General features: G+C 40.0%; 23 protein-coding genes. 12 read left to right on the top strand and 11 right to left on the bottom strand.

What is annotated here, in order from left to right; genetic code table 11:
* The first annotated feature begins 80 nt into the window (after positions 1 to 80).
* Positions 81 to 1,319, top strand: a complete 1,239-nt coding sequence (locus tag ACGEDC_RS18110; RefSeq protein WP_394494881.1) for a virginiamycin B lyase family protein — start codon at positions 81 to 83, stop codon at positions 1,317 to 1,319.
* A gap of 258 nt (positions 1,320 to 1,577) precedes the next feature.
* On the opposite strand, the gene ACGEDC_RS18105 is transcribed toward ACGEDC_RS18110, so the two are convergent.
* Both ACGEDC_RS18105 and ACGEDC_RS18100 read right to left on the bottom strand, forming a co-directional pair.
* A complete protein-coding gene (locus ACGEDC_RS18105; protein WP_167692905.1) occupies positions 1,578 to 1,943 on the bottom strand; it encodes a DUF4345 family protein in 366 nt (121 codons plus the stop codon).
* Positions 1,944 to 1,986: 43 nt separating this feature from the next.
* On the bottom strand, positions 1,987 to 2,871 hold the full coding sequence (locus tag ACGEDC_RS18100) for an AraC family transcriptional regulator (protein ID WP_394494878.1): 885 nt from the start codon (positions 2,869 to 2,871) through the stop codon (positions 1,987 to 1,989).
* Between the two features lie 287 nt (positions 2,872 to 3,158).
* Here ACGEDC_RS18100 and ACGEDC_RS18095 point away from each other — a divergent pair, with 287 nt between their 5' ends.
* The 3 genes from ACGEDC_RS18095 (at position 3,159) to gloA (ending at position 4,869) form a co-directional block, all read left to right on the top strand.
* A complete protein-coding gene (locus ACGEDC_RS18095) occupies positions 3,159 to 3,404 on the top strand; it encodes a hypothetical protein (protein WP_394494876.1) in 246 nt (81 codons plus the stop codon).
* Positions 3,316 to 4,110 (top strand): SDR family NAD(P)-dependent oxidoreductase, encoded by a 795-nt coding sequence (locus ACGEDC_RS18090; RefSeq protein ID WP_394498396.1) that lies wholly within the window; start codon positions 3,316 to 3,318, stop codon positions 4,108 to 4,110. Before ACGEDC_RS18095 ends, ACGEDC_RS18090 begins: the two co-directional genes overlap by 89 nt.
* 348 nt (positions 4,111 to 4,458) lie before the next feature.
* Positions 4,459 to 4,869, top strand: coding sequence for a lactoylglutathione lyase (gene gloA / locus ACGEDC_RS18085; RefSeq protein WP_055025912.1), 411 nt, complete (start codon positions 4,459 to 4,461; stop codon positions 4,867 to 4,869).
* Between the two features lie 65 nt (positions 4,870 to 4,934).
* Here gloA and ACGEDC_RS18080 read toward each other — a convergent pair whose 3' ends face one another.
* The 7 genes from ACGEDC_RS18080 to ACGEDC_RS18050 all read right to left on the bottom strand — a co-directional run bounded on the left by ACGEDC_RS18080 (position 4,935) and on the right by ACGEDC_RS18050 (position 16,087).
* Positions 4,935 to 7,448 carry a TonB-dependent receptor gene (locus ACGEDC_RS18080; protein WP_282166875.1) on the bottom strand — a complete coding sequence of 838 codons (2,514 nt, stop codon included), beginning with the start codon at positions 7,446 to 7,448 and terminating at the stop codon, positions 4,935 to 4,937.
* 735 nt (positions 7,449 to 8,183) lie between these two features.
* Positions 8,184 to 9,191, bottom strand: coding sequence for a Holliday junction branch migration DNA helicase RuvB (gene ruvB, locus ACGEDC_RS18075; RefSeq protein WP_055025909.1), 1,008 nt, complete (start codon positions 9,189 to 9,191; stop codon positions 8,184 to 8,186).
* Positions 9,192 to 9,201: 10 nt separating this feature from the next.
* Positions 9,202 to 9,819 carry a Holliday junction branch migration protein RuvA gene (gene ruvA / locus ACGEDC_RS18070; protein ID WP_055025908.1) on the bottom strand — a complete coding sequence of 206 codons (618 nt, stop codon included), beginning with the start codon at positions 9,817 to 9,819 and terminating at the stop codon, positions 9,202 to 9,204.
* Positions 9,816 to 10,337 carry a crossover junction endodeoxyribonuclease RuvC gene (gene ruvC / locus ACGEDC_RS18065; RefSeq protein WP_080915591.1) on the bottom strand — a complete coding sequence of 174 codons (522 nt, stop codon included), beginning with the start codon at positions 10,335 to 10,337 and terminating at the stop codon, positions 9,816 to 9,818. The genes ruvA and ruvC overlap by 4 nt, the downstream gene beginning before the upstream one ends.
* Positions 10,338 to 10,360: 23 nt before the next feature.
* On the bottom strand, positions 10,361 to 11,107 hold the full coding sequence (locus ACGEDC_RS18060; protein WP_055025906.1) for a YebC/PmpR family DNA-binding transcriptional regulator: 747 nt from the start codon (positions 11,105 to 11,107) through the stop codon (positions 10,361 to 10,363).
* A 111-nt stretch (positions 11,108 to 11,218) separates the two neighbouring features.
* On the bottom strand, positions 11,219 to 13,000 hold the full coding sequence (gene aspS, locus ACGEDC_RS18055) for an aspartate--tRNA ligase (RefSeq protein ID WP_394494871.1): 1,782 nt from the start codon (positions 12,998 to 13,000) through the stop codon (positions 11,219 to 11,221).
* Positions 13,001 to 13,261: 261 nt separating this feature from the next.
* Positions 13,262 to 16,087 carry a diguanylate cyclase domain-containing protein gene (locus ACGEDC_RS18050; protein ID WP_394494869.1) on the bottom strand — a complete coding sequence of 942 codons (2,826 nt, stop codon included), beginning with the start codon at positions 16,085 to 16,087 and terminating at the stop codon, positions 13,262 to 13,264.
* Positions 16,088 to 16,379: 292 nt separating this feature from the next.
* Here ACGEDC_RS18050 and cmoA point away from each other — a divergent pair, with 292 nt between their 5' ends.
* The 8 genes from cmoA to ACGEDC_RS18010 all read left to right on the top strand — a co-directional run bounded on the left by cmoA (position 16,380) and on the right by ACGEDC_RS18010 (position 25,278).
* A complete protein-coding gene (gene cmoA, locus ACGEDC_RS18045) occupies positions 16,380 to 17,111 on the top strand; it encodes a carboxy-S-adenosyl-L-methionine synthase CmoA (protein ID WP_055025903.1) in 732 nt (243 codons plus the stop codon).
* Positions 17,108 to 18,100, top strand: coding sequence for a tRNA 5-methoxyuridine(34)/uridine 5-oxyacetic acid(34) synthase CmoB (cmoB, locus tag ACGEDC_RS18040; RefSeq protein WP_055025902.1), 993 nt, complete (start codon positions 17,108 to 17,110; stop codon positions 18,098 to 18,100). Before cmoA ends, cmoB begins: the two co-directional genes overlap by 4 nt.
* Before the next feature lie 69 nt (positions 18,101 to 18,169).
* Positions 18,170 to 18,934: an ATP-dependent zinc protease gene (locus tag ACGEDC_RS18035; protein ID WP_055025901.1), complete on the top strand. Its 765-nt coding sequence runs from the start codon at positions 18,170 to 18,172 to the stop codon at positions 18,932 to 18,934.
* Between the two features lie 8 nt (positions 18,935 to 18,942).
* A complete protein-coding gene (locus tag ACGEDC_RS18030; protein WP_055025900.1) occupies positions 18,943 to 20,448 on the top strand; it encodes an inactive transglutaminase family protein in 1,506 nt (501 codons plus the stop codon).
* Positions 20,448 to 21,404: an alpha-L-glutamate ligase-like protein gene (locus tag ACGEDC_RS18025; protein ID WP_055025899.1), complete on the top strand. Its 957-nt coding sequence runs from the start codon at positions 20,448 to 20,450 to the stop codon at positions 21,402 to 21,404. Before ACGEDC_RS18030 ends, ACGEDC_RS18025 begins: the two co-directional genes overlap by 1 nt.
* A gap of 4 nt (positions 21,405 to 21,408) precedes the next feature.
* Positions 21,409 to 23,205: a hypothetical protein gene (locus tag ACGEDC_RS18020; protein ID WP_394494864.1), complete on the top strand. Its 1,797-nt coding sequence runs from the start codon at positions 21,409 to 21,411 to the stop codon at positions 23,203 to 23,205.
* Positions 23,183 to 24,307, top strand: coding sequence for a DUF3541 domain-containing protein (locus ACGEDC_RS18015; RefSeq protein ID WP_394494862.1), 1,125 nt, complete (start codon positions 23,183 to 23,185; stop codon positions 24,305 to 24,307). The genes ACGEDC_RS18020 and ACGEDC_RS18015 overlap by 23 nt, the downstream gene beginning before the upstream one ends.
* A gap of 74 nt (positions 24,308 to 24,381) precedes the next feature.
* The gene (locus ACGEDC_RS18010; RefSeq protein WP_192022608.1) at positions 24,382 to 25,278 is read left to right on the top strand and encodes a LysR family transcriptional regulator; all 897 of its coding nucleotides are present in this window, start codon (positions 24,382 to 24,384) and stop codon (positions 25,276 to 25,278) included.
* A 48-nt stretch (positions 25,279 to 25,326) separates the two neighbouring features.
* On the opposite strand, the gene ACGEDC_RS18005 is transcribed toward ACGEDC_RS18010, so the two are convergent.
* Both ACGEDC_RS18005 and ACGEDC_RS18000 read right to left on the bottom strand, forming a co-directional pair.
* Positions 25,327 to 26,574 (bottom strand): putative metalloprotease CJM1_0395 family protein, encoded by a 1,248-nt coding sequence (locus ACGEDC_RS18005; protein WP_394494859.1) that lies wholly within the window; start codon positions 26,572 to 26,574, stop codon positions 25,327 to 25,329.
* Positions 26,575 to 26,612: 38 nt separating this feature from the next.
* Positions 26,613 to 26,897 carry a chemotaxis protein gene (locus ACGEDC_RS18000; RefSeq protein WP_282166865.1) on the bottom strand — a complete coding sequence of 95 codons (285 nt, stop codon included), beginning with the start codon at positions 26,895 to 26,897 and terminating at the stop codon, positions 26,613 to 26,615.
* Positions 26,898 to 26,997 lie beyond the last annotated feature (100 nt).

Genomic DNA, 26,997 nt, shown 5'->3' with positions numbered 1-26,997 from the left:
TCACCGAATATGTTGGCTTAATAAACAGTTACATTTTGGGTGCATAGTGGATACTCAATCAACGTGATTAGGAGGCTTCAGTGGGACATCAGCAAAGCAATTTACAGCGGCTAGCTTCATTAACTGCATTATTTACATTAACGTTAAGCTCAACGTCGGTGTTAAGTGATGATCAAGCAACAATGGTTAACCAGCTATGCTCGAGCTGCCATGGCATTAACAATATTGATCGCAGTGCTGGGTATTCACAAGCTCATTGGCAGTCACTTATATCATCCATGGTTAAACTAGATCCTAATTCTGCCAGTCAAATTAGTAAATATCTTGCCAATAACAACCCGCCTAATGACAAACGTGCTTCGACAGTAGTCGATGGTGACATTGAGTTACAATTTACCTACTGGCAAGTCCCCACACTGGGCCAACGAGCAAGGGACCCAATTCAAGGAAAAGATGGCATTATTTGGTGGGTAGGACAATGGGGGAATATCCTTGGGCGACTGGATCCCCAAACGGGTGAAATGAAGGAATACCCTCTTCCAGAAGGCACCTTCCCCCACAGCGTATCCTTAGATAAAAATCTAACGCCTTGGTTTCTTGGAAATAAAAATGGCACTGTGGGTTATTTAGACCTCGAAACAGAAAAGTTTACCGTGTTTAACATGCCTGACAAAAACGCTCGCGATCCTCATACTGGTGTATTCGATGATAACGGCATTTTTTGGTTTACCCTTCAACACAGTAATATGATTGGCCAATTAAATCCTATAAATGGCGACATTAAGCTTGTTTCATTGCCAAGTAAAAAATCTCGCCCCTATGGCATTAAACTCGACTCGACAGGTACACCTTGGGTCTCATGTAATGGCTCAAACTGTCTGATTAAAGTAGATAAGCAATCTATGGCTTTAGATGAAATTCGCTTGCCTGGTGAGCAGACTCATACGCGACGTCTCGCAATTACTCCTGATGATATGGTGTTTTATGTCAATTCAGGCATGGGAAAACTCGGCAGATATAACCCTAAAACAGGGGAAATAACACAATGGGATACGCCTAGTGGTCAATATAGTCATCCTTATGCAATAGAGTATGCAAATGATGCAATTTGGTTTAATGAATCCGCTAAAAGACCAGAGACATTAGTCAGATTTGATCTTAAAAATGAAACCATGCAAAGCTGGCAAATTCCTAGTAAGGATGGAGTTTATTCAGGACTTATCCGGCACATGAGGATGGGAGAAAATGGTCTAATTATTCATCAAACAGCAACTAATCAATTAGCCGAAGTGACTTGGACTCAAGCTAGTAAAGACTAAAGTGAATAAGGCTAAATCGAACGAGATTAATGTTAATAGCACTAAAGTTAATAACACTAAAGTTAATAGCACTAAAGTTAATGGTGCTAACTAGCCTTAAATAAAAGCTTCTAACCTGAAAGCTATTCTTCTTATTATTAGCAGAAAATAGCTTTAGGTTTACGCTTATTTTATGTCGTTATAGGACCATTGAGATAAACTTAGCCTTGCCGCTCCATGCACTTAAGTGACTGATTTATTTCAGCTACAATAAATTATTTAACTTCGTGTTTTAATCGTCCACCAAACTAAAGGCACTAACATCACAAGTTCTATCGCGACATTGACCCATTGTTTAGGAACAGAGCCATCAAGCACAATGCCGATAAGCCTTGCTATTAACAAACCAATGAGTAGCGAGGTGAGTGTTGCAGAAACAGTCGCTTGCCATGGCGTTAATTGAAAATGAAACTGAAGCAAAAGCCCTGCACCAATAAATAACCCCCACCAGATCCGTCGCTCAACAGCGTTAAACGTATCGTCCGGAATGGGTTTATTACTCACTAACTCTGGGTTAGCTGACAGCACTAACCCAATCAAAAGGAGTATAAAACCCAGCCCTCTGATAAGTATTCTATCTTCCATCATGACTCCTGATTAGATGCAGCAAGGCATCAAACTCATTACACTATTGCCCTTGTGGTAGCTCTGTAGCTTGGCTCCACTGTTTAGGTGATTGTCCGTACAATCGTTTAAACTCACGACTAAATTGCGAAGAACTTTGATAGCCAACAGCCATTGCTGCAACATTTACACTCATTCCTGTAGCAATTTTCATTGCAGCGGTATTTAACCGCATTGTTTTTACAAATTGAATCGGCGACATGGCAGTTGCTTGCTTAAATTTTCGATGTAACACTGCGCGGCTCATACCTAGCTGCTCAGCCATCTCTTCAATCGTGACAGATTCATGTAAACGTGAAGAAAGGTATTCGATTGAACGTGCTATCTCATTTCCGACCCCGAATGCTGCTCGCGCAGCTTCGCCTGCATCGCCTTTTAGTACCGCAAAATATAATTCTCTCAGTCGGCTTGCAGCCAGAACCGCAATATCAAGTTCACTACCTTGTAGTTGTAACAGACGCAGTAACGCATCTGTAAACGTGTCTTCCCAACGCGCTAAAGATAAGCCTTGAGAGCCTGTACTATGTTTATTTTTGTGCCCCCCACTCGCTGCCATTTCAATGCTAAGTTCAGTCATCGTTTTTGTATCTAGTGATATCATCACTCCTAATAACGGATTATCAGGTGATGCTGTTGGGGTTCCTGCTTCAACTGGCATAGATATAGGGCAACACATATAACGATTTTCATCATATATAATATGTTTACCATCTAATATGGCTTGTTTAGCACCACTAATAATCGCTATAACGCAAGGTTCGTAGACAGCAGGTGCACAGCGCATAGATTCAGTCACGCGAAACAGTTGCACGCCTTTTATCCCAGTCTCTATTACACCATCTTGCGTGATTTTAGCTTCTATTAATCGTTTAATTTCTGATTTACTCATAAATGTCTTCTTAGTGGCACAAGCTACAATCGCTAAGCTGCTAATTGCCACAGCTACAATAAATAAAGCCATATTTTGCTTGTTTTCATGTAACTCAAAAGTAGCACTGAAAAACAGCCAACTCAACAAGGTGATACAAATAGGCATATTTTAGAGACTATATCGCCTAGTTAGCGCCAAAAGTGAGAGTTATAGTAGTTTCACCAGTTCATTAAACAGACACCTAAATGAACAAGAAACTCATTTTACTATTCACGATGCACACGCCATCGCCTAAGGAGAAACACATGTCACACAACAATCCATTTGGTGCTAAGGGCTGGACACCAACACAGTTAGGTTCACTTTTAGGCAAAACCTATCTCATCACAGGCGCTAATGCAGGAGCAGGATTTCAAGCTTCTAGAATACTATTATCTAAAGGCGCAAAAGTGATAATGCTTAATCGTAACCCAGAAAAAATCCTCTGCTGCGATAGCAAAATTAAAGCAAGAATTTGGCTCAGAAGCCGATGTCAGCTTTATCAAACTTGATCTCGCTGAACTTCAATCTGTGCGAGGTGCAGCTAAAATCATCCTTGAAACAGTAACAAACATAGATGCCCTCATTTGTAATGGCGCCATAGCACAGATTGCTAAGCAAGAATTCACTAAAGACGGTTTTGAGAGTCAGTTGGGTGTAAATCATTACGGTCATTTTTTACTGTGCGGCTTACTGTTTAACAAAATTGAAGCATCCAAAGGACGCATTGTGGTTGTTGCAAGTGAAGGATATAAGATGGGGCTTAAAACAATTCAGTTTAATGATATGAATTGGGATAAAAACTATCATCCAAACAAAACTTATTGTCATAGTAAATTAGCGCAGATGATGTTTGCGTATGAATTACAAAACAAAATCGCCGCTGCGAATAAGCATGTTGAGGTATATGTTTGCCACCCTGGTGCGTCAAACACTTCACTGATTAACGAAAAAGTAAACCTGTTTACTCGCGCATCATGGTCGATGATGGTCAAACTTGGCTTAGTTCAAACCGCTGAGCAAGGTGCTTATCCTGAAGTCATGTGCGCAACTGAACAATCCATTGCGCAACGTGCATACTATGGGCCTTCAGGAAGGTGGAATTGGGTTGGCCCTGTTGGCGAGTGTAAGCTTGAATCCTTTGCTACAGATGCATCTGTTTTAAGCAAGCTGTGGACAGTATCAGAACAACAAACTGCTTTTAATTGGGAATTATAGCGTTAGTAAACTCTTCACAAAGATTAACACTCACTTGAAATTCAGCCACAAAAAAACCGCGTTAAGCGGTTTTTTGGCTACTTGAATAATGCTCTTAAAACATTGAAACAAAGAAAGCACTAAAACAAATTACGATTACCACTGAGGTACCAAGAGCCATTTTTATTTCTGTTGTCATTATCTTGTCTCCAAATGAATATAAATTAATTTTAGCGTGTCTAGACAGTTTTCCTACCTTTTAGAGGTAATTATGTGAACTCAAACAGTAAAATGGCACGCTAAATCAATTTTTTAACAGGCTTAAAATTTGTTACCCTAAACAAAACAACTAACTACAAAGAGTTTATTATGTCGCAATTGCTCCACACCATGATAAGAGTCGGTAATCTTGAACGCAGTATTGAGTTTTATACCCAGGTTATGGGGATGACATTACTGAGAAAATCTGAAAATGCCCAATATGAATATACCCTCGCCTTTGTCGGTTTTGGTGAAGAATCTACTGGTCAAGCGGTGATCGAATTAACTTATAATTGGGGCACTGATAGCTATGACTTAGGTAATGGCTTTGGCCACCTTGCTATTGGTGAAGAAGATATTTATGAACGCTGTAAAGCAATTGAAGCTGCTGGCGGAAAAATTACTCGAGCACCTGGTCCCGTTGCTGGCGGCACAACAGAGATTGCATTTGTTGAAGATCCAGATGGTTATAAAATCGAACTAATTCAAAAGAAAGCGATGAGCGAAGGCTTAGGTTAATTCGTTTCATAAAAAAACCAATAAAAAAGCCAGCATACGCTGGCTTTTTTTGATGTTAAGTTCGATTAGAACTTCATGGTAACACCAGCAAAGTATGTACGACCAATTGTGTCGTAAACCTCTGGTACTGTACCACCGTCACTACCGTTAGACACTCTTGATGGTTCTTCATCAGTTAAGTTTTTAACACCAGCACTTAGCATCCAAGAATCATTGATAAAGTAGCTAGCTGAAATGTTGTGATAAAGCACTGAATCAACTTTAGTACCAGCACTTAAGTCATCCATTTCACCGATATAACGGTTGAAGTACATTACACTCCAATCATCTTGAGCTGCTTTAATACTAAAGTTGTTACGTACTTGAGCGTATGCGCCGAAGTTACCGTCGATAGTATTAGTGTAGTCAATGCCATCTTGTTCAAAATTCAACAAGTAAGTTGTATCGTTGCTGATTGTCCAATCTAAGTTTAACGCGTCGAAACGGTAAGCTAAGTTGAAATCAATACCACTTGTGTCTTGGTAACCTACGTTAGTTAACGAGTTCGTTAGGTTAGACAAATCACCATTCGGACCAATGTTGAATAGCTCACAAGTTGCTTGGTCGCCTGCAAAACAGTTATTTAAACCATTTTGTGTATCTAAACGTGTGATCGCATTTTTAACTTTAAAGCGCCAATAATCAAGAGTTAACGACATACCGTCTACATAGCTAGGTGAGTAAACTAAACCTGCTGTGTAAGACTCTGACTCTTCTGGTTCTAGATCTTCATCAGACGTATAGTTAACTAGGATTTGCTCATCCTGTTCATTTCCCCATGGATCTTCCAAGTAGTCATATGAACCTGAGTTACCACCGTATAGCTCACTAACACTCGGAGCACGGAAACCAGTCGCAGCTACGGTACGAATCATTAAGTCGTCAGTCGCTTCGTAGGTTAAACCAATTTTCCAAGTTGATGCATTACCGAAAGTAGAGTAATCATCAAAGCGTAATGCGAATTCACCGGTTAGTTTTTCAGTAAACGGTACACTCACTTCTTGGAAGATAGAGATAACATTGTAGTTACCATCTGTTGGGTCTTGCTGTGCAGCCGTACCTTCACCAGCGACGATGATTGGATCAGGATTGTAATAGCCGCTTTCGTAGCGGTATTCAGCACCAATTGCGAAAGCTACTGGGCCTGCGTCTAAGTCAAATAACTCACCATTTAGGCCAGCAGAGAATACATGCTGCTCGTTACCGCCATCTGCTTTTTCAGTGTATGCAACACTGTCTAACAACGCTTGATCAGTCATTGGTTGACCTGTTAACCAAGCATCTTGGTCAGCGTAAATAGCGTCAGCCATTAATGTCGCATTAATTGAGTTTTCTACAGCAGTCTCTGCTTTGTTATTACCATAGGTATACGATACATCCCAGTTCATACCGGTGTTGATATCTAAAGAACCTTCAAGGCCAGCAGAAACTCTCCAAGTATCAGTATCTTGACTGTAAATACGTGGACCAACATCATTCATACGCTTACGGTAGTCGATTTGACCGTCAGCATTAGGAGCCATACCTGCATCAATCATGTCTTGATCAAGTTCAAAACACTTAGTTGGATCATCACCAGCTTCACACACATCTAATGCCAAAATTGCAGGCTGTGCAGCTAGTTGCTGATTAGATTTACGTTTAGTGTAAAGAATATCACCAGTTAAGATGATGTCACTGCCTAGCTCTTGCGTCATATTTGCAAATAAGCTGTAACGTTTGCTTGGTGTTTGATAGAAACTGTCTTGAGTAAAGTCGTAACCTTCTTCACGTTCAACCCAGTTACCATCAGCATCTTTAACCATGCCATCTAGAGAACCATTTGGTGTAGTAGAACTGTTACCTGGATCTGTCCAATCACGATCTGATTGAATAACACCTTTACGCTCAGAGTAAGCAGCACCAAACGTGTAGTTACCTGTATCAGTGTTGAAACCGTATAATGCACTGATTTCGCCGTTTTCACCGTCACTCTTATCAGTCATGCCGCCTTGAACGTCTATTTGGAAACCTTCAAAGTCTTTCTTAGTAATAATGTTAACTACACCAGCAATTGCATCAGAACCATATACTGCTGAAGCGCCATCTTTAAGTATTTCAACTCGTGCAATCATTGCAACTGGAATAGCGTTCAAATCAACAGAGCTATCAGCACCAGAGCCTGAGTTAACCATACGACGGCCGTTAAGCAATACTAGTGTACGTTGTGAGCCCATACCACGAAGGTCGACTTGAGCAACACCGTCAGAACCGTTGTTGGTGCTTGAACCAACTGCAGCACCAGCCATTGACGTTTGAGCCTGAAGTAGCTCATCGACTGTTGTAAAACCTTCTGAACGAATCGCAGCAGCATCAATCACAGTGACTGGAGAAGCAGTTTCCATGTCTTGACGTTGAATACGGGAGCCAGTAACTGCAATTCTTTCTACGTTAGCTGATTCTTCTTCAGCATAAGCACTTACCGATACGGCTGAAGCAGCGGAAACTGAGGCTAATAAAGCCACGTTTATGCTGTTTGATAGTTTTGATCTTTTAATCATTTGTTGCTCCCTGGTGATATCTTTTCTTATTCTGTTTACGCAAATAAATAAATATTTAAAATTGCGTTGGCCTAGATACTGAATAACCAGAGATATTTCGTCAAACCACGAAGTTGTAACTTTTAAGCCATTTTTTGTTAATAAATATGCACTGCGATTGTAATAAAAAATAAGTGATCTACATCCCAAAACACCTTCAATTTAAATAAGCAGAATAAAAAACTATTTAACTGTAAATTGTTCAGCATTAATCACTGGTGCCGTTATAACATTTTTAAAACTTACTTCTAATCAAAAGTGTGACCTAGATCACACAAATATATTGAACCATGATTGGAGAATCGTTAATTAATTCAGAATTGGTTCAGCTATTGGATAGTTTTACTCAGAAAACGCTGAAAGCGCCGCCACAACTAGCATTCAAGGATTATCAAATAATGATGACTATTTCATCAGCATTATTATTAACAATGGAGGGTAATTATTTTGAGTTAGTTGTACTAATTACGAATTGATATATTGGCACAATCAATAAGATATTTTTACATTGGAGATATATACTGCCTAGGTATAACAAATCAGCAACAACATACTGAAGAAAAATATTTTTTGAATGAATTTCACACAGCAGCAATTGTTATAAAAATGATAACAATCACTTTTGAATAGTTATTCACTTTATAAAAACATAAAAAAAGGAAAGCTAATGCTTTCCCTTTTAAAAATGTTAACACTTTATTCTGCAGGTTTTATTATATCAAAGTGTTGATAAGCTCTATCTGTTGCAATACGACCTCTAGGTGTTCGTTGAATAAAGCCTTGTTGAATCAAAAATGGTTCTAATACATCTTCAATTGTTTCTCTGTCCTCACCAATAGCAGCTGCAAGGTTGTCTAAACCAACAGGCCCGCCCATGAACTTATCAATAATGGCTAACAATAGCTTTCTGTCTAAATAGTCAAAGCCCTCTAAATCGACATCGAGTAAGTCCAGCGCTTTTTTAGCCACATCTTCAGTAACAAAACCATTATGTTTAACTTCAGCGTAATCTCTAACGCGTCTTAATAAACGATTGGCAATTCGAGGGGTACCTCTAGAGCGTTTGGCTATTTCAAAAGCGCCTGCTTCATCAATCGGCAACTCCATTACCTTGGCAGAGCGAGTCACAATGGTGCACAAATCTTTGACGTTATAAAACTCTAGCCTTAACGGTATACCGAAACGCGCTCTTAATGGCGATGTTAATGCCCCTGCTCTAGTTGTCGCACCAATTAAAGAAAATGGCGGTAAATCCAGTTTAATTGAACGAGCCGCAGGCCCCTCTCCAATCATGATGTCCAATTGATAATCTTCCATTGCTGGGTATAAGATTTCTTCTACAACTGGACTTAATCGATGAATCTCATCAATAAATAACACATCGCCATGCTCAAGATTAGTCAATAAGGCTGCAAGATCCCCGGCTTTTTCCAGTACAGGGCCTGATGTAGATTTGATGTTTACGCCCATTTCATTAGCTACGATCATGGCCAATGTTGTTTTACCTAAACCTGGAGGGCCGAAAATCAACATATGATCCAGTGCTTCTTCACGTTTCAGTGCAGCCTCAATAAATACTTTAAGCTGTGCACGAGTGTCATCTTGCCCTGTGTAATCATCGAGCATTTTCGGCCGCATAGCACGGTCAATATGCACTTCTTGCTCAAACTCTTGTGGCTGAATTAAACGATCCGCTTCTATCATTGTTGCCTCTTTATAGCATTGACTTTAATGCAGCCTTAATCAGGACTTCGCTGCTCATACCGTCAGTGTATGCACTTAATACAGCTTTACTCGCTTGTGCAGGTTTATAGCCTAGAGAAACAAGTGCTGCAATGGCATCTTCTTCTGCATTGTTTTCAACAGCTGCTGGCTTATAATTACTCTGTAAAGCAAACTCGCGCTCAGATCCAACTGAAGCCTCTAGTAAGCTTTTAAGCTTATCTCGCATCTCAACCACTAAACGCTCTGCCGTTTTTTTACCGACTCCAGGTAACTTAACTAAAGTGACTATATCATCTCGTTCGACACAATTAACAAACTCCGCCGCCGTCATACCAGACAATATTGTTAATGCGAGTTTAGGACCTACACCGTTAGTTTTAATTAATAACCTAAATAACGCCCGCTCTTGCTTGGTTATAAAACCATACAAAAGCTGTGCATCTTCACGCACCACAAAGTGGGTGAATAACATTGCTTGTTGATTTAACTCAGGGAGCTCATAGAAACTGGTCATAGGTACCTGTAACTCATAACCTACACCATTTACATCCAACACGATTTCCGGTGCTTGTTTCTCAACAACCAACCCACTTAATCTTCCTATCATTTATAACGTCCGTATGTTCGGCTTTGGGCTTTACCGCCCATTGCAATTAAACTTTGAAAAGTATGATGATGGCAAACGGCAACACCCAATGCATCTGCGGCATCTGCTTGCGGGGCAGCTGGCAATTTGAAAATTTGTTGGATCATGTGCTGAACTTGCTCTTTTTGGGCCCGTCCAGTACCAACAACTGCACTTTTGATCTGAGTTGCACTGTATTCAGCAACGGGTAAGTTGGCGTTCATAGCAGCAACAATTGCCACTCCTCTCGCCTGGCCGAGTTTGAGTGCTGAATCGGCATTTTTAGCCATAAACACACGTTCAATGGCAAATTGATCTGGCTGATACTGTTTAATGATTTCTGTTATACCATCAAAAACTTGCTTGAGTCTTGTGGGTAAATCATCGGCAGAAGTTCGAATACAGCCACTACCAAGATAGCGTTGTTGGCGACCTTGGCATTGAATAACGCCGTAACCTGTGATCCTAGAGCCTGGGTCAATGCCCAATATAATTGTCATGGTTTACCCATTGCTTGAGCGTGTTAACCCAAGGTCTCCATTACTTCATCTGAAATTTCAGCATTATGATATACCTCTTGAACATCATCATGATCTTCAAGGTTATCAATTAAGCGCATAAATTTAGCAGCTGTATCCGCATCTAATTCAGCTTTAGTTCCTGCAATCATAGTCACTTCAGCATTAATCGCTTCAAAGCCTGCTGCATCTAATGCATCTTTTACCACACCAAAAGCATCCGGCGTAGTCATGACATCAAATGCGCCATTGTCATGGGTGATAACATCTTCGGCACCCGCTTCTAATGCAGCATCCATCAATTCATCTTCGTCGATATTTGCATCATAAGAAATGACACCGGACTTAGTAAACATGTAAGCAACTGAACCATCAGTACCTAAGTTACCACCCGATTTACTGAACGCATTACGCACACCTGATACGGTTCTGTTTTTATTATCAGTCATGGTCTCAACCATCACTGCAGTACCGCCAGGTCCATAACCTTCATAAATGATGGTATCAAGTTGTTGCCCATCCAGCTCACCAGCCCCACGTTTAACAGCACGCTCGACTGTATCACGGGTCATGTTATTGGATAAGGCTTTATCAATCGCGGCACGCAGTCTCGGGTTTGCATCAGGATCTGATCCACCTTCACGTGCCGATACTGTTAACTCTCGGATAAATTTACTGAAAAGTTTTCCTCGTTTTGCATCTTGCGCTGCTTTACGATGTTTAATGTTGTCCCATTTACTGTGACCTGCCATTACGACTCCTTCAGTTATTTTGTTCTATATAAAAACAGACCGAGGCAATTGCCTCGGTTTGTCATTTAATGCTTGATGTCGACATACAAAAAATCGACTTAATCATTAAGCTTACTCGTCAGCAGCAGGTTTCTCTTGTGGAATGACACTCACACCTAACTCAACCAGTTGTTGTGGATTGGCAAATCCTGGAGCATTGGTTAGTGGACATGCTGCCGTTGTTGTTTTAGGGAATGCCATCACATCACGAATTGAGCTTGCCCCGGTCATCAACATAATAATGCGATCTAAACCAAAGGCTAAACCAGCATGTGGTGGTGTACCGTAACGTAACGCTTCTAATAAGAAACCAAACTTCTCGTTTGCTTCTTCGTCTGAAATACCTAAGATGCGGAATACTGCACTTTGCATTTCTGCATTGTGGATACGGACTGAACCGCCACCTAATTCGCAACCATTAAGTACCATGTCATAAGCATCAGAAACAGTACCAGCTGGATCGGCTTCTAATTGCTCAGGCGAAACACCACGAGGTGCGGTAAATGGATGGTGAACAGCATGGAAGCCACCATTTATTTTTTCGAACATAGGGAAATCGACAACCCATAATGGACGCCATTCACCTTCTAACAACTCAAAGTCTTCACCGGCTTTAAGACGTAATGCGCCCATGGCTTCCGCAACTACGTTAGCTTTATCTGCACCAAATAAAATAATGTCACCAGTTTGTGCATTAGTGCGAGCAATAATTTCATTAACGATGTCTTCGTTCAAGAATTTAAGCACAGGAGATTGGATACCTTCCATCCCAGTACTTAAATCATTAATTTTCATCCACGCTAAACCTTTAGCGCCGTAAATGCCGACATATTTAGTGTAGTTATCAATCTGTTTACGAGACAGTGATGCACCTGTCGGAATACGTAATGCTGCTACACGGCCTTCTTCATCATTTGCTGGACCACTGAATACTGCAAATTCAACGTCTTTTAATACGTCAGCGACGTCCACTAATTCAAGCGGGTTACGTAAATCAGGCTTATCTGAACCATATCGTGTCATTGCTTCTGCATATGACATTCTTGGAAATTCGCCCAAATCCACATTCAGTAAATCGTTAAATAAACCGCGAACCATTTCTTCCGTTTTTGCCATCACTTGCTCAGATGACATGAATGACGTTTCGATATCAATTTGAGTAAATTCAGGCTGACGATCTGCACGTAAATCTTCATCACGGAAACATTTTACGATTTGGTAATATCTATCAAAGCCCGACATCATTAACAATTGCTTAAACAATTGTGGAGACTGAGGCAAAGCAAAGAACTGACCTTTATAAGTACGACTTGGTACTAAATAATCACGCGCACCTTCAGGTGTGGCTTTGGTTAATATTGGTGTTTCAATATCTAAAAAGCCACTGTCATCTAAAAAGCGACGAACAGCGCTAGTCACTTTTGAGCGGAAAACCAAACGATCAGCCATTTCTGGGCGACGTAAATCTAGGTAGCGATATTTTAAGCGTTGTTCTTCACTATTGTTTTGGTGATTATCCATGCTCAGCGGTAATGGCGCTGAAGTATTGATAATGGTTAGGTCTTTACCTAATACTTCAATTTCCCCAGTTTTCATCTGCGCATTGATTTGGCTATCAGGACGCGCACGTACTAAGCCTTTAACTTGCACACAGAATTCACCGCGTAGACTGCTGGCCACCTTGAACACATCTTCTAAGTCAGGATCGTATACAACCTGAACAATCCCTTCTCTGTCACGAAGGTCTAAAAATATAACACCGCCTAAATCACGGCTACGGTTAACCCAACCGACTAAGGTGACTTCTTGACCAAGATGAGACTTATTGACGTCTCCACAATAATGACTGCGCATTTAACTCTACCCTTTATTCGGAAATAGGTGTCTAAAAGAATGTATTTTTGCATTATATTAAAATAATGCTGGCAACTATAGCACTTATAATACGCCAATTTAGCGTTTAATAAATGAGTGCGTAATTTTTGCTAGGAAGTATCAATCAGTTTACTGCAATTGGCTAGAGTTTAGGAAAAACTTAGCAGCATAAGCGTGCAAAAAAGCAGCAAACAATAATGTTTTGGCTGCTTTTGGCCATTTTAGAGCCAATGGCAACGATTAGCTGTGTTTATCACCACCCTGCTTTTTCACTGTATACATTTTTTTATCAGCGAACTGTAACAATGAAATCGGGTCATCACCATCATCTGGATAAACGGCGATGCCAATACTTGCAGATGCGGTTAACGAAATCTCTCCCACCTTAATTGGCTCACTGAGCACGTTTAAAATGTTGTCGGCGACTTTGGCTGCACATTGAGCACTTTCAATTTTATTAAGTAAGATAACGAACTCATCACCGCCAAATCGCGACACGGTATCCGACTTTCTCACCACCGTCTTAAGCAAGTCAGCAATGCCTATCAATAGCGCATCACCAATATGATGACCATATTGATCGTTCACCATTTTAAATTTATCTAAATCGATAAATAACAACGCAAACTTCACCTGCTCTCGGTGATGGCTATTGATTGCGCAAGCCAAACGGTCATCTAATAATCCTCTATTAGGTAACTTGGTCACAGGATCATGTTCTGCAATAAATTTTATTTTCTTTTCGGCATTCTTGCGACGCGAAATTTCAAGTTTAAGGCGCTTATTACCTAAGAACACAACAAACGTAATCACACTGATAATCAGCAAGCCAAATAGCACAATGTTGAACCACTTTTGGTACTTGTCAGCTTCTGACCGTAAATCGACTGCGACCCAGTCTTGGTATAATTGTTGCTGTTTAGTTTCATCAATGGTTTCAATTGCTCGATTTAATATCGGTACCAGTTCCTTTAATTTTGGATAGACACCAATGTGACTTTTTTGCTCAGTTAAATCAGCAACCAAGGCCATTTTCAAATCAGGAAAGCCCCCTTCATTAAGGGCGTAAGCCAGTGTAACAACCTGTTCAATGAACAAGTCTACGTGACCCGAAGACACTGCATTCAAGCCACTTTTCGTGCTTTCTACTTGCACAATTTCAAGGCCTGGAAATTGCTGCCTTAAAATATTAATCACATTGTAATCTTTAACCACTGCAATACGCTTACCATTATATTGGCTTAGGTTAAACAATGGTTGCTGGGTTAACGTAGTGGCAATTGCCCAAGGTGACGGCCAATAGCCCTCAGTGAATTCAAGGTTTGGCTCACGATGGCTATTTTTCGCCATACTCCCGACAAGGTGAATTTTCCCCATTTTTAAATCTTGATTGAGCATGCTCCAGTTCTGATACGCAACTGGAATAATGTCGATACCAAGCTGATGAGTAATAATGTTGACGACATCTTTATTAATACCAGAAAATTCACCTAGTTCATTTTGATATTCCATTGGAGCCCATTCGGTTAAGTAACCTAACTTAATGGCACCTAGTGAAGCTAAGTATTGCTTTTCCTTATTGCTGATATAGATTTTTTTATCAATAGTAGAAAACGTCCTATCGGCTTTATTGAGTAGCCATTTTTGCTCTATTTTCGCCATTTCATACTGACTAATCAGCTTAAAACCATTGGCAATTCGCTCTGCAAGCTCAACATCTTCTAAATTTGTGAGGTTATAAATATTGGTATCAAAGTCTACGGCATTAAATTGATAAAACTCAGACCAAGATTTATGGTTAAGTAAATAGTGTGAGGTATACGCGCTCGAAGCAACGAATCCAACAATATCGCCGTCGCGACTGGCCTTTATTAATTGGTCGATTGAGTCGTAATAACGAATTTGCGCATTAGGAACTAATTTTCTTAATTCGATGATGTAAGGCGATGTCGCAAATAAACCGATACGCTTTCCATCAACTTCGCTAATGTCTTTTATTTCTTTTTCATAGCTAAAAAATCGACTTTTTACAGAATAGATATGATTAGCCCTATTAAGCCCCGTATTGATTTGATCGCTTTCCGGGTAGCCAATATGCACATCAGCATGACCTTGCTTAATCAACTCGATGCTGCCGTTCATATCACTTGGAATAAAATCAATAGCAATGCCTGTTTTTTCAGACCATAAACGCCAAAGATCAACAAACAAACCATGGGGTAAACCATCTAAACCAATATCAACGAAAGGTTCGACATTCATCTGCATCGCAATGACAACACCACTTGATTCACGACGATAACCAAACCATCGCTTTTCAATTTCATCAACTAACTGCGTGGGTATTTGCTCAAAACCTTGATTAATCGCAGGTAACCAAGCTGCATTTTTTATCTTTACTGCAGGAGACAAATCAATTTCTTTGATCAGTAATCTTGATGAAATATGAAAGTTATTAGCTAATTCTAAATTGATTGGAATACCATTGTAATAACCCTGTATAGCAGCAAAAGCATATAACTCACCTGCTACCACAGCATCATATAGCGCTTGTTTGGTTTTAAAATATTTAAAGGTTAATTTAGGTTCTATGGCTAATAAATCGGCTTCGTGAGAAGTGCCTTCAATGATGCCAATTTTAAAAGGCTTGATTTCTGTAATGGATTTTTTATTTGCGATATCTTTATGCAGGTATAAATAGGAGTGAAGTGACGAAACTTTATCAGCGTAGGAGAATTGTCGCAGTCGCTCTTCTGTCACCGCCATACCAATATGTAAATCAACATCTCCATCTGTTAAGGCTTGTAAAGACTGATGCCATTGCATGGGTTTAAATGTCACTTTGGTACCTGTGACTATTGACCACTCGCGCCATAAATCAACCATGACCCCTGCAGCGTTACCTTTAGCGTCGACAAATTGATAAGGATAAGCATCCTCACTCATAGATAATGTCATACTACTTGGTAGCGATTCAGCAACAGAAGAAGTGCCTTCATTGGCTGAAACGAAGAAGAAAAAAGGGATAACCAGTACTATTACTAATAATGTTCTAATTAACTTCAAGCGCATTCCTTTGTAAATTGTCCCAACTCTACAATGATTTATAATGAGGTTTACCACTTTATCAGTGATTCCCTTCTGTAAAAAATTTATTAAGAACTTCTGCTAACAATGTAAAAGTTTTTACATTTATGTTCATCATACCGATTTATATCGACCATTTGACCTCTTACATTAAAAAATTATGCAAAATTAGCTAAATAAATAAAAAAATACAAAAAATACCAATAGGATACTTGCTGCTATTTGCTAGGATTAGCTAAAATGAAATTACGATTTTTTCAAGTTACTGCAGATGAATTCTCAACAAGACACAATTTATGCTTCCGCTAGCGAACAAATATCAGATTTTCAGTTTGATAATCGTGTAGCAGGTGTTTTTAACGACATGATCCGTCGCTCTGTTCCTGGTTATACACAAATCATTAGCACCATAGGTGATTTTGCTAATCGTTACGTCACACCAAAATCTAACGTTTACGATTTAGGAAGTTCGTTAGGTTCAGCTACGCTAAGTATTCGTCGTCAAATTGAGCAGCGTCAATGCCGTATCATTGCTGTTGATAATAGCGAATCAATGGTGTCTCGTTGCCAAGAGAATCTATCAGCCTACGTTAGCGATACCGAAGTCGAATTAATTTGTGGTGATATAAGAGACATCGAAATATCAAACGCATCAATGGTGGTGCTTAACTTTACATTACAGTTTTTACCTGTAACGGATAGAGACGCAATCATCGCCAAAATTTATCAAGGACTATTGCCTGGTGGTATATTAGTCATATCAGAAAAATTACGCTTTGAAGATGCTACTATTCAGACATTACTGGATGAGCAACACTTAGACTTTAAACGTGCCAATGGATATAGCGAATTAGAAATTAGCCAAAAGCGCAGTGCATTAGAAAATGTCATGCGCCCTGATAGCTTATCTATGCATCAACAGCGTTTTGCCGATAATGGTTTTAGCCATTCGACAGTGTGGTTTCAATGTTTTAACTTTGCATCTATGGTGGCAATAAAGTGATTAGTTTTAGTTCTTTTTATCAGCAAATAGCAGACTCGAATCTTCAACATTGGTTAGAAGAACTTCCAGCAATATTAGGTAAATGGCAGCGTGAACATAAACACGGCAATTTACCTAAATGGGAAAAAGTACTCAATAAGCTACATTACCCAGCGCCAACTACAATAGACCTCTTCAATGGTGTACAAATTGGAGATGGCTCGCAATTAACTACGGGACAAGCTGAAAAGCTAAAGAATTTACTCGGATTATTTCAACCTTGGCGTAAAGGACCATTTCAAATCCATGGTATCGACATTGACACTGAATGGCGAAGTGATTGGAAATGGGACCGAGTAAAAGAACATATTTCACCACTTGAAAACCGTACGGTTTTAGATGTGGGTTGTGGCAGTGGTTACCATATGTGGCGAATGCTTGGTGCTGGTGCTAAACGTGTGGTTGGTATTGACCCTTCACCACTATTTTTATGCCAGTTTGAAGCTGTTAAACGCCTAGCAGGTAATGAACACCCTGTTCATTTATTACCACTAGGAATTGAAGAGTTACCTCCACTCGACGCCTTTGATACCGTGTTTTCAATGGGAGTCCTTTACCACCGCCGTTCACCGATAGATCACTTGCTTCAATTACGCGACCAATTAAGAATGGGTGGCGAACTTGTGCTTGAAACGTTAGTCATAGATGGTGATGAAAATGCCGTTCTCGTACCGGAAGATAGATATGGCAAGATGAATAACGTGTGGTTTTTACCCTCTGTAGATGCACTCATGCTATGGTTAAAGAAATGCGACTTTACCGATATTAGATGTGTAGACGTAGATATTACATCCATGGCAGAACAACGTTCTACGCAGTGGATGAAGAATGAATCTTTAGTGGATTATCTTGACCCTAATGATGTGAGCTTAACAGTAGAGGGTTACCCTGCTCCTAAAAGAGCCACAATCATAGCAATAAAAAATCAACCCAATCATGATTTAGTCTAACCTTACACTGGTTAGTAATAACAAATAGTAAAAATAATAAATTCAGATGTATTAATAACAGGAATTGTCATGTTAAAGCAGGTAATCGTTTTATCAATCACCGCTACTTTAATGGCCGGTTGTGCAAGTAAAGACAAAATCACGCCAGTTGGAAGTGATGAGTTAAATGCAAATTTAGCTTCGTCTCAAACTGCCATCATTGAAGCCATTAATGCACAATGCGCCCACTCTACCGCCGAGATGCAAAGCTTAAGCGCTGAAGTAAACGATCTAAAATTACAGATTACCGATGCACTAGCAAAACAATCTAAAAAAATGAATGATGATGCAGCTGCACTTGCACAGCTCAGTGAAGCTCCGCAATGTCCTGAATCTGCAGTGTCTGACAAAATCATGCTTGGTGAAGTTGAACATGTTTATGTCGATGAACTTAAGGCGTCATTTGAAACACGTATTGATACCGGTGCTGAGTCTTCATCATTAGATGCCAGAAATATCGTTCTTTTTGAGCGAAACGGTGTTCAGTGGGTTCGTTTTGATGTAATGACCAATGGAAAAGATCAACCAGGTAATACATTCGAGCATAAAGTTGAGCGATTTGTACGTATTAAACAGGATGCAGATGCGCCAGACGATAGACGCCCAGTAATCCATGCTCATCTAAAAATTGGCAAATATGCAGCTGAAACAGATTTAAACTTAACCGACCGAAGCCACCTTGAATATCCATTACTGCTTGGTCGTAAGTTTATGAAAGACATTGCAGTTGTTGATGTCGGCCAAATTTATATTCACGGTAAAAAACCGCAACAAGCAGCGACTAACAGCCAATAGGACTTAAAATGCATTCTCGTAAACCGTTTTTTATCTTTGTCGCCCTACTTTTTATATTTGGCATTAGTACCAGTATTTATCGAAGTGTTGAGCATAACGTACCGTTTTTCCCGGGCAAACAAGTTCAAAGCTGGTCAGTTGAAGCCAAAGTGATGTTCAATGGCACAGACAAACCTGCTGAAGCATCTTTGTCTTTACCACAAGATCCCGCATTTGACGTGCTTGCTGAAAATGCCACATCTGCAGGTTATGGCTTAAATATCTCTGAAGGTGAAGATCGCCGTGCCGTGTGGTCAATACGTGAAGCTTCAGGCCGCCAATCTCTGTACTACCGCGTCACATTAGTGCCTACGGGTCAGTTATCAGTAGATGCAGAAGAAGAACCTGTGACTCCTGAACCATACCTTTGGCAAGTTACAGAGCGCGGTGCAGCTGAACAAATTATCAATGATGTATGGGAACGAAGCGCCAGTAATCTGTCTTACGCGCAACAGCTTATGTCTGTGATTAATGACAGTAATCAATCTCAAAATCTCGCCCTATTGTTATCGGTAAATACGCGCACCCAACTATTTTTACATATGATGCAATCTAAAGGGGTTCCTGCTAAACAAGTTAGCGGCTTAATGCTTGAAGATCAGCGTCGTCGTCAACAATTAAATCCCTATGTTCAAGTCTACCAAGATGGTGAGTGGGTATTATTTGACGTTGAAAATAATAAACAAGGCCGTCCTGAAAACTTGGTTCTTTGGCAGCACAATGGCTTATCAGTACTCGATGTAACTGGGGGGAGTAATTCACAAGTTAACTTCTCAATGTTACAAGAGACTCGCTCAGCCTTAGCGACCTCTATCGATATGATGATGAATACCGATAGCTTAGACTTCTCTTTGTATCAATTACCACTTGAAGAGCAAAGCACCTTTAAGGGCATTCTATTAATTCCTATTGGTGTGTTAGTCGTCGTATTCTTGCGCGTCATTATCGGGATTAAAACGTCTGGTACGTTTATGCCAGTATTAATCGCCCTCGCCTTTATACAAACTACATTATTGACAGGTCTAATCGGCTTCTTGCTAATTGTGGCGTTTGGTTTGATGATTCGTTCTTACTTATCGCAGCTCAACTTACTGCTAATATCCCGAATATCGGCCGTCATCATTGTGGTCATTTTCATCATTGGCTTATTTACCCTTATCTCTTATAAGGTTGGGCTTAGTGAAGGATTAACTATTACCTTCTTCCCGATGATTATTCTTGCTTGGACGATTGAAAGAATGTCGATTTTATGGGAAGAAGAAGGCCCTAAATCAGTCATGATGGCAGGTGGCGGCAGTCTATTTGTCGCAACCTTAGCTTATTTGGCAATGAGTAACACGCTAATCCAACATTGGGTATTTAACTTCTTAGGTATTCACTTAGTGATTTTAGCCTTAGTTCTTGTGATGGGACAATACACAGGATATCGCTTAACAGAGCTTAAACGCTTTAAGCCTTTGGCTGGAGATAAGTAATGAACTTTGCTTGGCCTTGGGAGTTACGCCGAAATGGCGTGTTAAACATGAATAAGCGCAATATCGATTATATTGGCAAATATAATCCACGTAAGTTTTACAAGCGTGTTGATGATAAATTGATTACAAAGCAGCTTGCGCTAGCTAACGATATTGCGGTGCCTGACTTAATTGGTGTTGTTGAAGAACAGCATAAAATTAATGAAATCCCACAAATGGTTTTAGGACGAAGTGGCTTTGTTATCAAACCCGCTAAAGGATCTGGTGGTAAAGGGATTTTAGTTATTACCCATGTAGAAAATGGACGTTACTACAAACCTAATGGTGACGAAGTTACCCCTAATGAAGTCTACCGTCATGTATCAAACATATTGAGTGGCTTATTCTCCTTAGGCGGTAAGCCAGATGTCGGTATTGTTGAAGGCTTAATTCAATTTGATCCGGTTTTTGACGGTTTCAGTTATGAAGGCGTTCCAGATATTCGGTTGATTATTTTCAAAGGCTACCCCGTCATGGGAATGCTTCGATGTTCTACTGCAGCCTCAGACGGCAAAGCTAATTTGCACCAAGGCGCAGTTGGGGTTGGTTTAGATATCGCGACAGGTAAGAGCCTGCATGCTGTTCAATTCGATAAACCAGTGCTTAAACACCCAGACACCAACTTTGAATTATCAAAAATTCAAGTACCCAATTGGGACACACTGTTACATACCGCATCAAGCGCTTATGAGATGTGTGAACTGGGTTACTTAGGTACCGATATGGTATTAGATAAAGAACGTGGGCCTTTATTACTTGAGCTCAATGCACGTCCCGGACTTGCTATTCAAACAGCAAATGGAAAAGGGATTGTAGGAAGACTTAAACATGTCGAAGGTCTAAAAGGACCGACGTTATCAGTGGAAGAACGCGTCGCTTATGCAAAAGAACACTTTTGTAGTAATCCTAGTTTTTAGTCTTATGGCAACTGCTCCGGCAGTTGCCAGTCCTTTAAACCTCTTCATTCAGCAATGTTTGCAATTTAAGCCAACATTATCTCAACTTGATACTCAAGCCAGTGCTTCAACTCAAGCAGTTCAATTTGAGCAGCTCACCCTTGGCTTTAATAACATCAATGATAGACTGAATTACTATCGTGATTTAGCCCAAGATAATCAACGTGAAAGCATCTTAATGTGTCAGCTACATCTTGCTGATGAATTACAAACCATGCTCAATTCTCCTAACTTAACGAAGTTGATCAGTAAGCTTGATAATGATGAGCCTACCTACGCCAAATTATCCTTAAGACTGGCCACATTAAAAGCCACACAGTTAGATATTAACCTCAAGTCGCAACTCCATAATGCGCAAGCAACAATTAGGCGGAACTTACAAAGCCAACATCTCTCAATGGTATTTAATCAATCTGGCTGTGAATTACCTCAACCAATTAACTCAGCGACAGCGGGAATCAAGTCAAAAGAAACGCTCGACATGAGTAACGTAGAAACTAACGAAAGAAATAAGAAAGATTTTGATATCAGTTTAGCAAAATACCTTATTTTACAACCTGATGAACAATGCAGAAAAAGTGCTTGGATTGCTTACCAAACAAGAGCGAAAGACAAAAATAAAACGCCACTTGCTGCAATTAAAACAATTAAAATGGCATCTAAGGCCGCTAAGCCATCAATTTACTCAGCGCAATATTACGACAGCAATTTAACCTCTGCACAAATCACAAGATTTTTAAATTCTCAAACAAACAACATCAATGTAGCCCCATGGAATATTGGTCAGCATCTCGCAACGCTGCCTCATCAAGCATATCAGGGCACAACGTCAGCGTTAACGTTAATCGAACAAAGCATGGACGTGCTGAGTGATTTTGGTGTTACATTCGACGTGATTAAGCCTTATGCTCATAAGCTCGATAATAATCTACCCTCACAACAAACTAATAATTTAAACGTTACCGGTACAGATAAAGATACAGATACTGATACTGATACAGAAAATCTCACGTTAAATGCAAATCAAAATTCGACTATACGTGTTTGGCATAACAAGCGTTTATTAGGCGAGTTATTTATCCACCCTGGCGAAAAAACAGCGACCCACACCATACGTTACCCTGTGATCGGCCATCAATTTGCACAGGTTAGCATCAGTTATCGAGAAAAAATCAAAAATAGAAGACAAGCATTAAACGTTATTGACGCGATAGCGCAAGCTATTTCGGGACTTGCTAGAGGCAGCCAATTTTACTTAAACAATAAATTTGGCGCTTCAGCGGACCACCATCAACTTGGTCAGCATTGGTTAAGCCAATATATACAACTGCGTGTCCCACACTTGCAAGCCTCGGCGCGTGAGCAAGCTGCTAGCGTTTATCAGCAGCAATTAAGAGTGTTTAGAAGTCAGTTAATAATGCAGTTCTATTCAACATCTCATTTAGACACAGCAAGTTTACACAACACTTTTTATAATAGTTTTAATTCACACTGGTATGAAGCGGCAGATTTAACCTATAGTTTTAACGGCATTGCTAACGAAGGCATCGAGTATTATTTACCGCTATGGTATCAAGCACTTGTTAATGTCATTATTCACTCTCGTAAATCGTCAGTAACAGCGCGTCAAGTTTTTGAAATTTTTATTGTTAATGAAGATAATTTAATTCTCAGCGAGCAATTGGCCATTATACTAGCGCCACCCACTGATATTTCATCCATCATCAGGAGAACCATAAATGACGGCAATTCGAAAGATTAAATCATTTGCTTGTTTAGCTAGTTTTTCTTTGTTACTCACCTCTGGTGCAAGTTTCGCTAAAACTGGTGAATCCAACGATCACCAGCTCACACATGAACAAGTACGAAGTGCAATTCAAGTGAACCTAGAACAAAACATGTATTCTTTGCCGCCAAGAATTCAAGGGCATTATGGTTTAAGAATGTATCGAATGACAGGTGATGAGAAGTATTCTAATGCTGCATTAATTGATCTTATTACCATTACTGAGCGCCAAAACTTCTTTGCTTGTAACGTAGATAAACCTAATTTTATCAATGAACAAAGCCAACAAGCGATTAGCGTGTTAGGTAAAGGCCCTCGTGCTAAAGCTCGTAAAAAAGCACTAGCTCCCTTCCCTGAATTCATTTTCTACAGTGATATTTTATTACGTTATGCAAGTAGAACTGATGAATTAGGCTTTATGGGACCTTGTCATCAGCAAATGGTTAAGGCAGTAAAATCATACGATTTAGCGCCAGCATTAACTGATCCTGCAATGATAAAAGCATGGGCAGCACAACTGGTAAACTATGTATATTGGGCTAAACAGCTTAGTGTTGGCGATTATGTCGCAGAATATAAAAAAGCGTTTATAGAGACTTACCCAAATGAGCAGGATTCTGAATTAGATAAAAAGCAATTTAGAAACAAACTCTACGGTATGACGCACTTTATTTTTGCTGCAAGCGGCTATTATCAACAAGAAGTGAGTCAAAAAGAATTCCAATGGATTTTAGACTATTTCGATAGCAATATTGAACGAATTTTAACTGACGCCACTGACGATATTATTGCCGAAGTAGGAATTAGTTTCTTACTTACAGGCCAGAGAGATCATCCTGTGGTGAAGAAAACTCAAGATCACATAACCTCTTCGTTTAATCCTGAGTATCAGCTTATTCCATCACCAAGAGGAAATCCTGATATGGTCATGGGAGAACATCGAAATGTGCTAGCAATGATGTTATTAGATTGGCCAAAGACGCTGCATAAAGGCCCATACTTAGCAAATATCAAAGCAACTCAAAAGTATTTGCCAGTGCAAGTCACTTCAAAAGAGAAGATTAAACCAAACAAGTAAGCTTAACTTGTTATATGGCGCGTTATACAACGCGCCATTTTTATATAAAATAGTTAAATATAAATAGAGAAAAAATGAGTAGAGCTAAATCCACCCTAGAGCAATGGCGAATAATACAATCAGTTGTGGATTACGGTGGATACGCGCAAGCAGCTGAAAAACTGAATAAAAGTCAATCTTCACTTAATCATGCAGTCGCTAAATTACAATCACAACTCGGTATTCAGTTACTTGAAGTTAAAGGCAGAAAAGCCTACCTAACTGAGCAAGGCGAAGTATTACTAAGACGCTCCCGTCATTTAACTCAAACTGTGGATGATTTAGAGTTACTTGCCAGTAATCTAGGACAAGGTTGGGAGCCAAATTTAACTATTGCTCGAGAACTCATCTACCCGATGCACTATTTAGTCGGTGCATTGCAAGCCTTCTTACCACATAGTCGGGGCACTCGAGTCACTATTATCGATTCTGTCATTTCTGGTACTCATGAGTTAATTACGCAACAACAAGCAGATATCGCTATTTGTGGTGTTCCCCCGAAAGGCTTTATTGCAGAATCTATCTGTGAATCAGAAATGATATTAGTATGCTCCCCTGAACACGCATTAGCACAACAATCAGTGATTAATGACGATCAAGAATTAGCGCAACATTTGCAAATCGTTATTAAAGATACCGCGAAAGAAAAAACCATCGAGACAGGTTGGCTCAAGTCAGAACAACGCTGGACGGTAACTAATTTTCATGAGGCCATTACCATTTTAAAAAATGGGTTGGGATTTTGTTGGTTACCCGCTTATTTAGTCAGTGAAGATATTGCTAATAAGTCACTACATAGATTGTCATTAATCGGCAGCACAAGTCGGAAAATCCAACTTTCACTGGTTGTACCCAACCGCGATAGACAAGGTCCTGCTAGCCAATTATTGGAATCGCTGATTCTACAACAGCACGGGCTTACTCGACTTTAGGCTTTTATTAAATAGACGGTAACGCTGTAGCATATTGCAGATAATTGATTAAACAGCGATATCAATTGCTGATAAACGTGTATTGGTTTCACGTTCTGATTGAGGGCCTGGTTGAAAGTTTGATTGATCAGACAATGTGGAATTAAGCTGTTCAAGCTCTAGTCCACTATTGAGGCTGTCACCATCAACATTGTTAAAAATCTGACCTAAGTCATTAATATGTTGAGTTTCCTCTGTCAACATTACTTTTTCTTGTCGCTCGACTATAAGCTCTTTTTTGGCTTCATTTAATTTTCGAGTTGCTTCTGCAGCGACTTGTAAATCTGCTGATGAAGGTTGAACGGGTGCCATTGCTGCAGCGTAAACTTTCTGCATCTTAGTAACCGTAGCTTGAGCATCCCCTTCTATCACGCCGACATCAATGTTTACCTTACCTTCTACTGCATAACGCTTACCATCCGGACCTTTTTCGTAGGTATATTCAGGAGAGTTAGCATAATTGCCACCGACTGCTGCATGAGCTTGTTCGTGAGTTTTAACTTCAAGATCTCTTGCTGCAAGTGCCTTGATAATTGCTTCATCTTTTTGTTGTTGAACCTTTTCCTGATCAGCTTGTTCTTTTTCTGCCTGCTCTACTTGGTCTTGCTTTTCTAATTTATCTTTTTCTGCAGATTGTTCTTGTTCAGTCGGCTCTTGCTGGCTAGAACTTGTGACCGCTTGTTCGGAGTTCACAGATTGAGAAGTGTCAGCATTAGGATTAATGATGGGATCCTGTTCCGTTGATTTCTCATTCTTTAGCATGACAGTAGCGGCTTGATTGATATCACTCGCTCCCAATAGCCCTGCAACATTGACCGCACCGGTTTTTAAATTATAGATCGCGCTATTTTCTGATGAAGTTTGAGAAATAGCAGTCTGTGATGAGGCCCCCGTAGGAATTATCGTTTGAAATGCTAGCTTATCAGCATGGCTAGCACCATCCATCTGACGAATTTGAGAAGGTGATATTTCAGGCGCATGTAACGTTGTAGGTTCACTCTTACTTGACGTCACTAGTGCAGTCTTTGAAGGTGCGACTAGTGTTGATGGTGCAATAAACGTTGGCGTTGTTGGACTTGATGCTTGGATTGTTGATTGAGTTAATACTTGAGCAGATTGACTTGAAGCTTGAGTTGAAACCAGGCTTGATGAGGTCGTGGTCTTTTCGGAATTTGAAACTGCCGTTAACGGCGTTACAGCATTCCTAGCTATAGCTGATTGGCTATATTGAGTGACAGTTTGTTCAGTTTGAATCATTTTAGGATTCAAACTGTGGCTAACCGCATTAATCATAATCAAACAGATAAATCGATAATTGTGCCAACATTTTCATTGGCGACATTAATGACCTCTGCAGATGCTTGACCATGATTCACCGCTTGTTGAGCATCAATTAGTGCTGACACTTTATCTGACGAATTTGATTGACTGCTCAAGCTAACTGTATCTTCAGCTAAATAGGCCGAAGATGAAGTTTGAACCGGTTCTGGTTTAGCCACTGTGGTGGTTGCCTGAGCAAGATCATTCTGAGCCCCTTGAAGGCCTTGGACACCTGAACTCATTGCTGAAGGTATTTGCATACTCGTTGCCCCTAATTTGTAGACAATCAAACTAACAACAATTATCAAACAAAATATGCAATTTGTACAGTGAGAGCGAGCTTCAATTTTCTTCCCTTGC

This window comes from Shewanella sp. ENK2 (assembly GCF_043568515.1).
Taxonomy (GTDB): Bacteria; Pseudomonadota; Gammaproteobacteria; order Enterobacterales; family Shewanellaceae; genus Shewanella; species Shewanella japonica.
The sequence above is the reverse complement of the archived record's forward strand: the minus strand, read 5'-3'. Positions and strand labels throughout refer to the sequence as shown.

Bases quoted from the DNA above. Each gene is read 5' to 3' on its own strand.
- ACGEDC_RS18105 (WP_167692905.1), bottom strand. From the start codon at position 1,943: ATGGAAGATAGAATACTTATCAGAGGGCTGGGTTTTATACTCCTTTTG.
- ACGEDC_RS18100 (WP_394494878.1), bottom strand. From the start codon at position 2,871: ATGAGTAAATCAGAAATTAAACGATTAATAGAAGCTAAAATCACGCAA.
- ACGEDC_RS18095 (WP_394494876.1), top strand. From the start codon at position 3,159: ATGTCACACAACAATCCATTTGGTGCTAAGGGCTGGACACCAACACAG.
- gloA (WP_055025912.1), top strand. From the start codon at position 4,459: ATGTCGCAATTGCTCCACACCATGATAAGAGTCGGTAATCTTGAACGC.
- ACGEDC_RS18080 (WP_282166875.1), bottom strand. From the start codon at position 7,448: ATGATTAAAAGATCAAAACTATCAAACAGCATAAACGTGGCTTTATTA.
- ruvB (WP_055025909.1), bottom strand. From the start codon at position 9,191: ATGATAGAAGCGGATCGTTTAATTCAGCCACAAGAGTTTGAGCAAGAA.
- ruvA (WP_055025908.1), bottom strand. From the start codon at position 9,819: ATGATAGGAAGATTAAGTGGGTTGGTTGTTGAGAAACAAGCACCGGAA.
- ruvC (WP_080915591.1), bottom strand. From the start codon at position 10,337: ATGACAATTATATTGGGCATTGACCCAGGCTCTAGGATCACAGGTTAC.
- ACGEDC_RS18060 (WP_055025906.1), bottom strand. From the start codon at position 11,107: ATGGCAGGTCACAGTAAATGGGACAACATTAAACATCGTAAAGCAGCG.
- aspS (WP_394494871.1), bottom strand. From the start codon at position 13,000: ATGCGCAGTCATTATTGTGGAGACGTCAATAAGTCTCATCTTGGTCAA.
- cmoA (WP_055025903.1), top strand. From the start codon at position 16,380: ATGAATTCTCAACAAGACACAATTTATGCTTCCGCTAGCGAACAAATA.
- ACGEDC_RS18035 (WP_055025901.1), top strand. From the start codon at position 18,170: ATGTTAAAGCAGGTAATCGTTTTATCAATCACCGCTACTTTAATGGCC.
- ACGEDC_RS18030 (WP_055025900.1), top strand. From the start codon at position 18,943: ATGCATTCTCGTAAACCGTTTTTTATCTTTGTCGCCCTACTTTTTATA.
- ACGEDC_RS18025 (WP_055025899.1), top strand. From the start codon at position 20,448: ATGAACTTTGCTTGGCCTTGGGAGTTACGCCGAAATGGCGTGTTAAAC.
- ACGEDC_RS18020 (WP_394494864.1), top strand. From the start codon at position 21,409: ATGGCAACTGCTCCGGCAGTTGCCAGTCCTTTAAACCTCTTCATTCAG.
- ACGEDC_RS18015 (WP_394494862.1), top strand. From the start codon at position 23,183: ATGACGGCAATTCGAAAGATTAAATCATTTGCTTGTTTAGCTAGTTTT.
- ACGEDC_RS18010 (WP_192022608.1), top strand. From the start codon at position 24,382: ATGAGTAGAGCTAAATCCACCCTAGAGCAATGGCGAATAATACAATCA.
- ACGEDC_RS18005 (WP_394494859.1), bottom strand. From the start codon at position 26,574: ATGATTCAAACTGAACAAACTGTCACTCAATATAGCCAATCAGCTATA.
- ACGEDC_RS18000 (WP_282166865.1), bottom strand. From the start codon at position 26,897: ATGCAAATACCTTCAGCAATGAGTTCAGGTGTCCAAGGCCTTCAAGGG.